Source organism: Kineobactrum sediminis (assembly GCF_002868715.1).
Taxonomy (GTDB): domain Bacteria; phylum Pseudomonadota; class Gammaproteobacteria; order Pseudomonadales; family Halieaceae; genus Kineobactrum; species Kineobactrum sediminis.
Genome location: NZ_PKLZ01000007.1, coordinates 102,023 through 115,520, shown reverse-complemented (window position 1 = coordinate 115,520; position 13,498 = coordinate 102,023). Strand labels below are relative to the sequence as shown.

Below are 13,498 nucleotides of genomic sequence, written 5' to 3'. Positions count from 1 at the left end.
AGCGATTATTGCGACACTCAGGGTGTGCCGCGAACCATCAGGCCAGCAATGTAAGCAATGTGCAGCGCGACTACAAGCCATGTTAGCTGGAGTCTCATCGCCGGGTACCAGCCGGAGCGGCTGCCACTACGTCGCTCGTACCAGAGTGTGAACAGGTAACCCAGGGCCAGAAAGCCCGCGGCAATCGCCGCTTTCGAAAACACGACAAAACCCGCCGCGATCACGACGATCGCGTTGCTGACCAGCAGTCGTTGAAGTTTTTCAGTGCCCCGGCGATGTAGCGCCGTCCCCCAGAGGGTGCCGGCAAGGAAACAGAGGATCGCCAGTGAGTAGACCAGAAAACCCTGTTGAAAGAGACGCAATTGCGACCCTGAGCTGAACCACAGGCCCAGGACCACCAGCAAAAACGGCAATATCCCGGCAAAACCCAGGTTGCGCGCCGCTGTGCTCATCGCCACGGAACCCGGTCAGCCCTCTTGTTTTGCAATAACCAGCAGGATTTCGCCCACATTGAACCCAAACTTGCTCATCACGGACTCGTTAATGAGCTTATCGGGGTTCACCAGGTACATCCGGTCATCAATACGCAAATCAATGGTCCCGTCACCGTAGGGGACGCGAAGAACATAATCGAGGAACATACTGTTACCGGCCACTGTAATGTCGGCTTCGCCGACAACATCGCCCGCCGTTCCGGTGTAGCGGCCCTCCCCCTGGGGGGTAAGGGTCCAGACGCGGCGCTGAACCTCGCCGTCATTAAACTTGAACTCTTCTTCGAGGGTGCCTATGCCATTTTCCCACCGCCCGTTCAGATCGACGTTGAAATAACGGGTTACCTCGCCACCACGGTTTTTGATCACACCATGGGCGGTCAGCTGTCCCTGAAAAAACTTTTCGGGAACCAGCAGGGGGCGATTATCGGCGTAATCCTCGACCGAAACCGGAGTACAGGCTGCAAGGACAAGCGTGAGAAGCAACACCAGGCTTGAGAGGGGGCGGGATAGAAACATGAGACGCTCGCATAGTCACCAGGAATGGAAAGTATAGTAGCTACGCAACCGGTTGGCGACGGGATCACCAGACCGGCTTAACGTCTTCCTGGAATGTGTTACAAGCGGTAGCTGATACCGACTACTGAGCTACAGGCCTGGCTACTGACGAAACCATGCAAGCGAGCCTGTACCCCGGCTTTGTCCCGCTCGGGGATTCCAAACATGAGGCCGCTGTAAAACCCCAGTGCCTTGGCGTAAATGACATCGCCCTGGGCGGTATCGTACTCGTCGAGAACCTCATCCGTGAGATCCCCATAGTCGTCCTCGGTTAAATAACCCAGGGTATCCTGGGCAAGCACACACGTGAGGCGCTTGGCCGCCGAAAAATCTTCAGGGCCCAGTGCCAGGGCTGACGCGTGGCTTGTGACTATAAGCAGCAGTACTGTCAAAATTGTGCGCATGGTATCCTCAGGCTTCCCAAAGAGAACTCTAATGGTGGGAATTATGATGCCCGGTTGTGACATTTGTATGACACTTCTGTGAAATATCACGACCGGAGTCGCCACCACAGGGCACATAAAAATAATCAGGAGTAGTCGTTGATGAGTCTGCGTATCATTGTCTGGGGCACGGGTAATGTCGGCCGTCCGGCGATCCGGGCTATTTTGTCGCACCGGGACCTGGAGCTGGTCGGGGTGGTGGTTGCCAATCCTGACAAAATCGGCGTTGATGCAGGGGTGATCGCAGGCGTAGCCCCAATCGGTGTCGTGGCCACCGATAACTGGCGCGCACTACTCACAGCGGGAGCCGACGCAGTGGTTTACTGTGCAACCGCCGACATTCGCCCGCAGGAGGCGATGGCCGATTTGCTCGCCTGCCTGGAAGCGGGCTGCAATGTCGTATCCAGCGCTTTTTACAGCTACCTGCACCCCGAATCGACCCTCCCGGACATTTTGCGGCCGGTCTCGGATGCCTGCGATCGAGGTGATAGCTCACTGTTTGTATCCGGCATCGACCCGGGCTGGGCCATGGACATGCTCCCGGCGCTCGTCAGCGGCACCAGTTCAGCGATCACTGAAATCCGTAGTCGCGAAATATTCAATTACGCGCTCTATGACCAGCCCCATGTGGTACGGAAAGTCATCGGCTTTGGCGGCGACATGGCTGTGCTTCCACTGATGTTGCACGACTTTGCGATCGAGATGGTGTGGGCACCGATGGTTCGCATGGTCGGTGACGCCATGGGGCAAACGGTCGATGCCATTGAAGTGTCTGTTGAACGCAGGGCCCTGGAGACTGATATTACGATACCGGGAATGGGCTTGTTTGCAGCCGGCACCCAGGGAGCATTCCGGTTTGAAGTGCGAGGAATGCATGAAGGCAAAGCGCGTTTCGTACTTGAACATATTACCCGTATTGATGATAACTGCGCGTCCGACTGGCCCTACCCGCCCACGGGACAGGGGTGTCACCAGGTCATCATCAGTGGCAATCCGGACGTCACTATCAGCCTGCATGCCCACGACCATTTCGAACCGGGTGCTGCGGGTGGGGGCAACGCCTCCGCCGCCTGCTGGCTGGTTAATGCCATCCCGGCAGTGGCCGCAGCGGCACCGGGTGTGCTTACCCTGCTGGACCTGCCATCAATCGATGGCCGCAGGCAAATCGGCACACGCCTTCCCTGAAAACATTCTGCACAAAAAAAACGCCAGCTCGAGGCTGGCGTTCAAAGGGGACTGATTAGATCAGAACATTACAAGGTATCGGGCAGGGTCCAGCCTTCGTACCAGAAGCTGGTAGCGGAGGGATCCACTGCACCGGCATAGTCGGTTACATCAAAGAACGCAGGGTCCGCGACACTCACCGGGTAGGTTGCATTAATGTCATCAATGTCCAGGGGGCCAACTGCGGCAGCTTCAGCCACTTGTGCGGCATAATTGGCATCCAGTTCTACATCGGGCACCAGCGAAGGCAACAGGACCACATCACCGGCAACGTCACAATCGGCAATCACGTTGGTGTAAACAAGCTCGGTACCAACCGCTGCTGCGCGTGACGCGTCAACACAGGTAGTGTCACCTGTAAACACGGAATCGGCTTCGTTAAAGGTAAACACTGAGTGGTGTATAAAACCACCGGATGTCGCCTTGAATACCGCTGCCGTTGACTTTTCACCGCCCCCTACAAAGGTTGCGTTGGCAATGGTCGGCCGGGAGAGAAAATCGAGGGTGCCTTCGGTATCCGCTTCAATGAGGTTACCAAATGTTTCCGGACCCTGGGTCACCAGCGCATACTGTATGTTGCCGCTGAAACCTTCATCCCAGTCAACGGAATCATCAAGATTGTTGGTAAGCACCAGGTAGCGGGTATTCACGGTGCCGCCGTAGTACTCAATACCATCGTCGGCGTTGCTGTTGACCTGGATGTATTCCATCTCAGTACCAGAACCCACACCAATCAACGAAATACCGTTGATCTCGTTACCTGTAGCGAATTCAAACCCGCCCTCTGTAACAATGACATAGTTGAGAACACCGCTGTTGTCTTCAGGCGAATAACCACCGCCGAAACCGGATTCACCTTCGGAGTCAACGTTACAGGCGATTGCTCCCTGGTCCGCTGTCAGGCATTCATTGTGCGGAGCATAGCCGTGCATGATCAGCCCGCCCCACTCACCGGTACCGTCGTAACCTGCATCGTCGGAACTGAAGATGATGGGCGCATCGGCGGTGCCCTGGGCCATAATCATTGAGCCACGGGTGATAATCAGGTTGGCAAAGCTGCCGGTCTGGCCCTTGATTTCGGTGCCCGGTTGAATGCTCAGGGTAGCGGACGTGACCGCGTTGCCATTCGACAGGAAGCCTTCGTCAACTGACATCTCCAGATTACCGTTACCCACAGTCACACGGGATTCCATGAACCAGACCTTGTCGCTGGTGAGTGTACGATCTTCGAGAATTGCTGCCGGCAGCTGGCAGACATCGTTACCGTCGGCGTCCTTGACGCGGGCTGAGGACCAGTCCGGGCAGCTGGAGGTTGTGCTACCGCCAGTATCGCCGTTATCAACAGGCGGTGGATTGGTGACGGTGGTTGGGGCGTCAATGGTGATCGTTGAATCATCACCTTCAGAGCAGCCGTAAAGACCGCCGAGAGAGCCGAGGACCGCCGTGGCGATTGCTAGTTTTTTCAGTTCCATAACTACTCCTGGGTTTTTTGCCGGTATGGTAAAAATTGATTGCTCACGCCCCTCGGCGATTGTTCGATCAGAAGACCCAATCGAAACCTGCTTTCACCTCAAAGCCGCGCTTGTAACGCTGGAAGATATTGCCGCCCTGAGTGAATTCGACTTCCGCATCGAGAATGTTTTCGAATTTCGCGCGAAAGGTAAAAGTGTCGGAAAGTGAATAACGGTAGACCAGATTGAGATCCATTCTGGGCTCCAGAAGAACATCCGGTTGCCCGGAAACACCAACGTCTACAATGGTGTCGCCGCTCTGGTTCAGCAGCAGGGTCAACTCATGCCCCGCGCCGATATCGTCGTAGCCAAGAATCAGGTTGAAGGTGTATTCCGGCGCGCCCTGCAGTTCACGCTTGTTACCATTGAGCAGGGTCACTTCGGAGTCGATATAACTTCCGTTCAGGGCCACAAAGAAGCTTTTGCTGTAGGTGGCATCAAGCGCGAAATCCTTGCGCCCATCCACTTCAACACCAAGGATCTCGGCCGACTCTGCATTCTGAAACGTGCGTGAGTTACCCGCGGTACCGGATGCCGGCTGTACTACACGCTCAATGGGGTCCTGCATATCCTTGTAGAACAGGGCGACGCTAACGGACTCCTGATCAGACCAGTACTTCTCCCAGCGCACATCGTAGTTGGTGACATCAGACACCTGCAGGGCGGGATTACCGATAACGCGGAAGTTGAATTCCTGATCGTAGAAGGTGGCGTTGGAGGTTTCCTTGAAATCGGGACGGGCGACTGTTTTGGACACACCAAAACGCAACTGTTGCTCATCGGTAATGAACCAGTTGAGGCTTAACGAGGGTAATACCGAGTTTTCCTCCAGAACCGACTGCACCGCACCCTGTTCACCGGAAAGGCTGAAGGTATCAGTGGTCTGGGAGTACTCCTCGTAACGAACACCGGCAACCAACTGATACTTCAGGTTCCAGAGCAAATCGTAGGACAGGTAAATACTGTTGAGGTCCAGTTCCGCTTCATAGCTGTCGCTGGGTAATGTCTTGTCGAGAAAGTTGAAACCGGTACTGTTAACACCGGTGATCGTATCGTCATTGATCACATCGGAGACACGAAGATTCGGGGCGTTGTCGTCCACCGCCAACAAACCACCCTGGAAACCGTAGGTATCAGAGTCTGAGTCCCGCTCCCGCTTGATGGCATTGACACCAAACTCCAGCGTGGACTCAAAATTGCCGTTGGAAAACAGGTATTCAGCATCAACCGACACATCGAGGTTGTCATCAACCAGGTCATCGTAGCGACGAATCAGCTGGGCGGTCTGCAAGTTGAAGACACCATCGTTGCCCTGCAGGTCAAACCGCACTTCACGTCGATCCGGCGCGTAGCGTTCCGCTCGGCTTGCGGTACCCTGCCAGCTCAGCGTCCACGCCTCATCACTCCCGAGCATGTGCTCACCGGTCAGCTGCTGGGAGAGGAACTGGCGCTCCTCCCACTCGATTGACCAGCCTGTGGATGGCACCAGCTCGTCGCCATCAAAACCGTCTTCCACCCTTACCGACTCGCTGGTGACACGGGAGGCGATCGTGTTTGAGGTGAAACTCGTCTGGCCGAGATTCAGGCCAACCGAAAACAGGCCGCTGGCGTCGATATCATTATCGAACTGCTCGAAGGTGAAGTCATCCAGTACTCGCGAGGCATTCACACCGCCGTAGGTACGGCGGATACCGTCCTTGCGGACACTGCGCTCGTTCTTGTAGTTGGCGGCGGCGAAATAACCGAGCTCGGCGCCACCCCACAGGTCAATGTCGAATACGTCCCCATAACTCAGGCCAAGGGAGACATCGGGTGTTGCCGTTTCCTCGTCGAAATTGAAATCGTCACTGATCGCACCGGCGCCCAGCTTGCCCAGCTCCTGTTGCACGCGTGCATTGTAAAATTCGGAAAAGCGCAGGGCCTCGGCGACAGCATAGGCAATCGCGGGACGCTGCCGCGCGCCGTCGTCCCAGCCGATCACATCAAAGTCACCACTGATCGGATCGACGTAGGCATCCTTGCCGGTTACACCATCAACGTACCCCAGCTGGAAAGACACCTTGCCAGACGCATCGTTAGGAAACGTGCGCGTGTTGATCTCTAGATTACCGCCGGTGCTCTCACCGGGCATGGTGGCAATGAAGCTTTTACGGATATCGAGCTGTTCCACCATGCTGCTGGGAAACAGGTCCAGCGGCACAGTGCGTTTGGCGGGATTGGTACTGGGCATTGTGGCACCATTAAGGGTGCTGCTGACATAGCGGTCACCCAGGCCGCGAATGAAAACGAACTGCCCGTCCTGTACCGTAACACTGGGCACACGGATGACTGATGCCGCGACATCCGTATCACCGAAACGGGCCAGTTGTTCAACATCCAGGGTATTGATGACGTTGGTTGCGTAGCGCTCGCTATCCTGCAGGCCGCCCGTGGGCAGGCTCGCAATAACCGTGACTTCCTCCAGCTGGGGCACATTGATACTGACCCGTTGTTCAGGGCTGCGCAGAGTGAACTCGGAGCGCTTGGCGGCATTTGCTATGACGCGATAATCGTCGACGCTGCGCGTACCCAGATCGGGATGGCTGATGGTGAGGGTATAAAGGCCCCGCGGCACCTCGAGCTCGTAGCGGCCCGCATCGTCAGTAACCGTCGTCCTGGTGATGGCGCCGTCCAGAGTAACCGATGCCTGTGCAACCCCGGAACCCGCGGAGCGCACCCTGCCCTCAACCCGACCAGTGGCGGCGCGGGCGCGCTGCGCCGCGGTCTCGGAAGGAAAATAGGCCTCAACTGTGGCCACCGGATCCTGGCCTTCGGCAAGCGCCACCAGGATATCGGCCAACTGTCCTTCGGCGGAATTGAAGCGGAAACTGTGGACGGTCTGGTCACCGTCCATGATCTGCACGCTGTGCGCGCCCGGGGACAAATCAAAATACACCAGGCCGGCCTCATCCAGTGTTCTGGTGACGGTTCCGTCAAGCACTACGGTAAGCCCCGCTGCGCTACCGGTCTGCTGATTTACCTGCAAAACAAGTTCATCAGCTGCATTGGCAAACCACGCTGAGAACAGCAAGACGGCGGTGGCACTGACGCGAGAAAAAGTTGGCTTCATTCTGGGTTCCCGATGATCCTGATGACTGGGTGCCGGAGCGCATCGATTTTCTGTGAACCGTTTGCCGCTCAGGATGGGGCCATAGTAGAGAGACTAAATGACAGTTATGTGATCGATATGTGACATTTTTATTGCAATCACAGAGTGCAATTTGGCCCTTGTCTTCACAGCTTCAGGTCAACAAAACGTCATAATCCTGTCTTCTTTTTGCAACAGCGGCAGCGCACGCTAGGGGAAATACACCGGTCAGGAGCAGAATTCGTGAAAGCCTTTTATTCCCCTGCAGAACTTAACCAGAAAGAACGCACACGACAGGAAATCAATGCACATGTTGATGCCTTTCTGCGTAACGGTGGCGAGATTTCGGTGATTTCAGTACAGCGACGGGAGACGCCTGTACGACATGGCACCCCCTGGAATGGTCACGAAGACCCCTCCTATCTTATTAATCAGACAACCTGAGCTGGCACTAAAAGGCTGATAATAATGATTGACGTGGCGCAATTACTTGAAAACCGCTATCCCGGGCTATCCCAGAGACACCGCCGGACTTCCAGCGGCCTGGCCCGGCTCCTTGGCTATCTTTTCCATGAATCCCGTCTAAAACAGTTCGCCAGACAACATCCTTACCTTGAGGGCTTCGATTTTATTGAAGAAGTCCTGCGCTATTTCGACTTCACACTTAAAATACGCGACAACGAGCGCGCACGTATTCCAACGACGGGCCGGGTGGTCATTGCAGCGAATCATCCCATTGGGTCCCTGGACGGACTGGCCTTGTTGAATCTTGTGAGACAGGTGCGACCGGACGTTAAAGTGGTTGCCAATAGTCTGCTTGAGGCAGTGGGGCCATTGCAGCAGGTTTTGCTGCCAGTCAATAACATGGGGGGAAGCACTCCACGACGCAACCTGCAACGCATCAAGGAACACCTGGCTCAGGAGGGTGCCCTGATTATTTTCCCCGCTGGTGAGGTTTCACGATTTGGTGTAAAGGGTGTCAAGGACGGCGACTGGCACCGTGGGTTCGTAAAGATTGCCCGGGCAACGCGGTCGCCCATTTTGCCCGTGTATGTTGCGGGGCGTAACTCGGTACTGTTTTACAGCATGTCCGTGTTCGCCAAGCCACTTTCCACACTTTTGCTGGTGCGTGAAATGTTCAGGCAAACACATAACGCGGTTGATGCAAGGGTCGGCAAACCCGTTCCCTTTGATCACTACGATGCCCTGGAGATTTCAGCTACCGGGCTTGCCGCATTATTTCGCAAGCACGTTTATCGCATCGCACGGGATCGAAAGCCGCTGTTCAAGTCTGTCGAAACAGTGGCGCCGGCGGAGAATCGCCTGTTGCTACGCCAGGAAATAACAGCCAGCGAATCACTCGGGGTTACTACCGACGGCAAGCAGATATTCTTATGCAACATGCCTCAGGCTCCCTGTGTAATGCGGGAAATAGGACGCTTGCGGGAGCTGACGTTCCGCTGCGTTGGCGAGGGCAGCGGCCTCCCCCGGGACATCGATCGCTTTGACCGCGAGTACCAGCAACTGGTGCTCTGGGATCCACTCGAGCTGGAAATTGCTGGCGCCTATCGGCTGGGGGATGCCCGCACGCTGCAACAGCGGGGCGGCGTAAGTGCGCTCTATACACATACCCTGTTCCACTTCGGAGCGGGTATGTCTCCCTATCTGGAGTGCGGGCTGGAACTGGGCCGCAGCTTCGTTCAGCCCCGCTATCAGACCCGCGAGAGCCTGGACTACCTGTGGCAGGGTATCGGTTGCTACCTGCGGCGCTATCCACATTTTCGCTATCTTTTTGGCGCGGTCTCCATCAGCCCGCTGTATGGGGAAGAGGCCATCGCCCGACTGGCACATTTCTATAGCACTCACTATGACCACTTTGAGCTCGATGTCAGTGCCCGTACCCCACTACGGATAAACCCTCTGCTGCAAACAACCCTCAATGCCGAGTTTGCGGGGCTGGATGCGGAACAGGGACTGCGAATACTGCGTACGGCCCTGAAAAGCCGGGGTTTGCAGCTGCCCACCCTGTTCAAACACTACACCCGGATTGCAAATCCCGAGGGAATTGCCATTACCGCCTTCAATGTCGATCGCGAGTTTGGACATTGCGTCGACGGGTTTCTGCTGGTGGACCTGCAACAGCTGAAGCCCGGCAAGCGCAAGCGCTACCTGGAAAATACGCTAACCCCGGGAGTTATGACTCCTGCTGTGCCGCCTCCGCCAAGGTCTTTTGCAGAACCTCAGCGACCAGCCACAGGCGATCCTGACCCCAGGCAGTCACCAGCGTAGCACCGTTACTGTCGAGTAACCTGAAAGCGGGTACTCCCCAGCAATTGAAGGCATACATCGCTTCGCGATTGGCCTCGAGAGCAGATTCCCACCCCGACTTGCCCAGCTGCGCTTTTGCCTCTCGCCAGGACAGCCCGGCTCGTTGCGCTATGCGTTTCAGGGTACGCTTGCGCGTCGTGTTGCGGCCCTCGGCAAAGGCCGCGCGCAAGAAACTGCTCATCAGCTCAACCTTTTTACCTTTCGCCTCCGCCAGGGGGAGCAGCGAATAACAGCGGCGCACCGGCTCGCCGATAGGATCGTAGAAAGGGCCGTAGGGCACGCCCAGTGCGGCGGCTTCCCGGGCCGCATCACTGAAAATGTAAAAACCCTTGTCGCGCGTTGCCGACACCCCCCGCATCACCATCGGCAAAACCGGCCGCACCACCAGGTTGATTCCGCTCTCCCGTGCCAGGCTTACCACCGTATCGTAAATTAGCGCGGTGTAGGGGCTGCGCAGGGAGGCGTAAAACTCGAGTGTCATGGTGCCCTTATCCCTGCGTGGGCCGGTACGAATTGGCGGCCTTGGGTAGAGGCAGGCATTCATGGGCCGGCGCAGGGCATCCAGCGCTTGCAAACGCTGTTCGAGGTGGTAGAGACGATCAACGCCCCAGTACCACTCGCCCCCGTAGTAAAACATCGCCCCGGAATAATGGTGCAGCGCCGTGCGTCGCGCTTCGCCGCTGGCCAGCATGGCATCTCGCTCGGCGTCCGATGACTCACCGTGGCGCCGGGCCAACACGTCGAGAGCATCGGCGTTGTTGGTCAGCACCGCACTGCTCAGGGCTTCGGCGGCCTCCACTAACCCGGCCTCGGGAGTGGCCGAGAAAATACGCTGTGCGCGCTGTAACAGCGCAGCGGAAGGCGCAAACAGAGGCGGACACTGCAGGCCGTAAAAAGGCGCGGCCGCAACCGCATCATCGCGCGCCAGTGCCGGTAGTAATTCAGGCTCCGGCAGATTGGCTCCGGAGGGGCCAGGCACCAGGTGCCAGCGAATGCTGATATCATAATGGGCCAGTAGTGGGCCGATACACTGGGCCGCAAGCAAGCTGTAGGGATCATCCAGTTGATGGAAATACTCAACAATATGGCCGGCACCGGTTTGAAGGCGCTGTTGCTCGGCGCGAGCCGCTGCAGCGTTGCGGCGCCCAGGGTCGGTAAGCCGGTTGAGCAGCCGGGAGGTAACCCAGCGCCGCAAAAGCGAGGGGTCCATTGTTGCAGCCCCGCCCTGTTCGGTGAATTTGCCTGCCATTACAGTTCTCCCAGCCCGGATACGTTATTATTCATGCGCTGAAATCAGGATACCATGTTGTATGAGCAGATCACCGCAAAGCGATCTTGTACGGGCACTGAGCGCCGTGGTGGCCGAGTCATCGATTATTACCGAGCCGGAAGCGCAACGCCCATTCGAGTGTGACGGCCTGCCGCTGTATCGGCAATTACCGATCGTTACCGTACTACCGGGCACCGTTGCGGAAGTGCAGCAGGTGCTGCAAACCTGCGATCAACTGGGTGTACCCGTGGTTGCCCGGGGCGCCGGCACCGGCCTGTCGGCCGGGGCCATGCCACATCCGGACGGTGTCCTGCTGGTGCTCAGCAAGCTGGACAGCATTATTGCCATTGACCCGTTGGCGAGAACAGCGCGGGTACAACCGGGGGTGTCCAACCTCGCGATCTCACAGGCGGCAGCCGCGAGTGGCCTGTATTATGCCCCGGATCCTTCTTCCCAGATCGCCTGCACCATTGGCGGCAATGTGGCTGAGAATTCAGGCGGGGTACACTGCCTCAAATACGGTCTCACCGTACACAATGTGCTGGCGGTGACCCTGCTTACCGTGGCCGGCGAACAGGTCACTCTCGGTGGCAGCGGCTACGACGGTCCCGGCTACGATTTGCTGGCACTGATCACCGGCTCCGAAGGCCTGCTGGGTGTGGTAGTGGAAATTACCGTAAAACTGTTGCCGCAGCCGGAACTGGCGCAAGTGGTCATGGCCGGTTTTGCCACCGTCGCAGCCGCCGCGGATGCCGTGGGCGCAGTAATAGCCGCAGGCATCGTACCGGCGGGGCTGGAGATGATGGATGCACTGGCCATCCGGGCTGCTGAAGATTTCGCCGGTGCCGGTTATCCGCGCGAGGCCGCCGCGCTGTTGTTGTGTGAACTCGACGGTACCCGCGAGGAGGTGGCTGGCCATGTGGAAAAGGTTCACGCCCTGTTTACCGCACAGGGGGCAAGCTCGCTGCGGGTATCGGCCAACGAGCAGGAGCGTGCCCTGCTGTGGCGCGGGCGCAAATCGGCATTTCCCGCGGTGGGGCGCCTGTCTCCGGACTACTACTGCATGGATGGCACTATTCCCCGCGGCAAGGTCGCGGTAGTGCTTGAGGAAATCAGCCGACTCTCCGCTCACTACGGGCTGGCGGTAGCCAACGTATTTCATGCCGGCGATGGCAATCTGCATCCGCTGATCCTGTTTGATGCCGCCTGCCCGGAGCAAATCCGCAAAGCGGAAGCATTCGGCGCCGACATCCTCGAGTTGAGCGTTGCGGTGGGAGGCTGTATTACCGGGGAACACGGTGTGGGCCTTGAAAAACTGCAACAAATGCCCAGCCAGTTTACGGTGGAGGAGCTGCATTTGCTGGAAGATATCAAGGCGGCCTTCGACCCGGCACTGACCCTTAATCCGGGTAAGGGCATTCCGATCCTGAAACGCTGCCAGGAATATCGGGCGCTCCCGGCGCGGACATGACTGATTTAAGCCAACACCTTTGCGAACAGGTCGTCGCCGCACGCGCTGCCGGCGAGCCGTTGTATATTCGCGGAGCCGACAGCAAGCGGCTATGGCACGGCCACAACTGTACGGCCGGGGTGCTGGACGTAGCAGACCACAAGGGAATCGTTGACTACCAGCCGGGGGAAATGGTGCTGGTTGCCAGAGCCGGCACGCCTGTCGCCGAGATCGAGCACGCGCTCGCCGCCCAGGGCCAGATGCTGGCCTTTGAGCCGCCCCTGTGCGCGGGCCGCGGTACCATTGGCGGCACCCTGGCCTGCAACAGTTCCGGGCCCGGCCGCCCCTGGGGTGGTTCAATTCGGGATGCCGTATTGGGAGTACAATTGATCAGCGGTAAAGGTCACCTGTTGAACTTCGGTGGCCGGGTCATGAAAAATGTTGCAGGCTACGATGTGGCCCGCCTCCAGGCCGGCGCGCTGGGCTCTCTGGGAATAATCAGCCAGATCAGCCTGAAGGTAATGCCGCAACCGGAAACCGTGGCGACGCTGGCACTGGAGATGGACGCGAAAACCGCACTCGACACCATGCTCCGGCGTGCTAACGAGCCCAAACCCCTGAGCGCCGCATGCTGGTTTGACGGCTGCCTGTACCTGCGTCTGTCCGGTGCCGAGAGCGCGGTCAGCCGAACCGCAGCCGCCTGGGGCGGCGATTGCGTTGCGCCGGAAGCCACACCCTGGGAAGCCCTGCGGGAATACCGTCTGGCGGCCTTCGGCGACCAGTCGCTGTGGCGGGTGTCATTACGCAGCGACGCACCATTGCCCGAAGCCCGGCCACCGCTTCTGGTAGACTGGGGCGGCGCACTGCGCTGGTTCTCGACCGACGGTGAAGGCACTGCTGCTGCGCTGACTCGCTATGCCGCCAGTCACGGTGGCTACGCCGGGTTGTTTCGGCCCGGCGTAGAAAGTACCGGAATGCCTGATATCCCACAACTGAACCCGGTGCAGCAGCGCCTGCACTTGCGCCTCAAGCAGGCCTTTGACCCGGATCGGATACTGAACCCGGGCCGCCTTTACAGCTGGCTTTAGGATTATTA

Annotated in this window: 11 protein-coding genes; 5 read left to right on the top strand and 6 right to left on the bottom strand. The window is 57.9% G+C overall.

Annotation, left to right across the window (positions count from 1 at the left end; genetic code table 11):
• Nucleotides 1–17: 17 nt before the first annotated feature.
• The 3 genes from CWI75_RS08695 to CWI75_RS08685 all read right to left on the bottom strand — a co-directional run bounded on the left by CWI75_RS08695 (nt 18) and on the right by CWI75_RS08685 (nt 1,453).
• Nucleotides 18–452, bottom strand: a complete 435-nt coding sequence (locus CWI75_RS08695) for a DUF3429 domain-containing protein (protein ID WP_101521122.1) — start codon at nt 450–452, stop codon at nt 18–20.
• Nucleotides 453–467: 15 nt separating this feature from the next.
• Nucleotides 468–1,010: a DUF3833 domain-containing protein gene (locus CWI75_RS08690; protein ID WP_101521121.1), complete on the bottom strand. Its 543-nt coding sequence runs from the start codon at nt 1,008–1,010 to the stop codon at nt 468–470.
• A 98-nt stretch (nt 1,011–1,108) separates the two neighbouring features.
• Nucleotides 1,109–1,453: a hypothetical protein gene (locus CWI75_RS08685; protein ID WP_101521120.1), complete on the bottom strand. Its 345-nt coding sequence runs from the start codon at nt 1,451–1,453 to the stop codon at nt 1,109–1,111.
• A gap of 141 nt (nt 1,454–1,594) precedes the next feature.
• Here CWI75_RS08685 and CWI75_RS08680 point away from each other — a divergent pair, with 141 nt between their 5' ends.
• Nucleotides 1,595–2,677, top strand: a complete 1,083-nt coding sequence (locus CWI75_RS08680) for an NAD(P)H-dependent amine dehydrogenase family protein (protein ID WP_101521119.1) — start codon at nt 1,595–1,597, stop codon at nt 2,675–2,677.
• Between the two features lie 68 nt (nt 2,678–2,745).
• Here the strand turns inward: CWI75_RS08680 and CWI75_RS08675 are convergent, their stop codons facing one another.
• Nucleotides 2,746–4,188: a hypothetical protein gene (locus tag CWI75_RS08675; protein ID WP_101521118.1), complete on the bottom strand. Its 1,443-nt coding sequence runs from the start codon at nt 4,186–4,188 to the stop codon at nt 2,746–2,748.
• A 67-nt stretch (nt 4,189–4,255) separates the two neighbouring features.
• On the bottom strand, nt 4,256–7,336 hold the full coding sequence (locus CWI75_RS08670) for a TonB-dependent receptor (protein WP_101521117.1): 3,081 nt from the start codon (nt 7,334–7,336) through the stop codon (nt 4,256–4,258).
• 261 nt (nt 7,337–7,597) lie between these two features.
• Between CWI75_RS08670 and CWI75_RS08665 the strand changes: the two genes are divergently transcribed.
• Both CWI75_RS08665 and olsF read left to right on the top strand, forming a co-directional pair.
• Nucleotides 7,598–7,798 carry a hypothetical protein gene (locus tag CWI75_RS08665; protein WP_101521116.1) on the top strand — a complete coding sequence of 67 codons (201 nt, stop codon included), beginning with the start codon at nt 7,598–7,600 and terminating at the stop codon, nt 7,796–7,798.
• A 24-nt stretch (nt 7,799–7,822) separates the two neighbouring features.
• On the top strand, nt 7,823–9,643 hold the full coding sequence (olsF, locus tag CWI75_RS08660; protein WP_101521115.1) for a bifunctional ornithine lipid synthase OlsF: 1,821 nt from the start codon (nt 7,823–7,825) through the stop codon (nt 9,641–9,643).
• Here olsF and CWI75_RS08655 read toward each other — a convergent pair.
• Nucleotides 9,549–10,931, bottom strand: coding sequence for a DsbA family protein (locus tag CWI75_RS08655; protein WP_101521114.1), 1,383 nt, complete (start codon nt 10,929–10,931; stop codon nt 9,549–9,551). The genes olsF and CWI75_RS08655 overlap by 95 nt on opposite strands.
• A 61-nt stretch (nt 10,932–10,992) precedes the next feature.
• Between CWI75_RS08655 and CWI75_RS08650 the strand changes: the two genes are divergently transcribed.
• Nucleotides 10,993–12,423 (top strand): FAD-linked oxidase C-terminal domain-containing protein, encoded by a 1,431-nt coding sequence (locus tag CWI75_RS08650; RefSeq protein WP_101521113.1) that lies wholly within the window; start codon nt 10,993–10,995, stop codon nt 12,421–12,423.
• A complete protein-coding gene (gene glcE, locus CWI75_RS08645; RefSeq protein ID WP_101521112.1) occupies nt 12,420–13,490 on the top strand; it encodes a glycolate oxidase subunit GlcE in 1,071 nt (356 codons plus the stop codon). The genes CWI75_RS08650 and glcE overlap by 4 nt, the downstream gene beginning before the upstream one ends.
• Nucleotides 13,491–13,498: the final 8 nt, after the last annotated feature.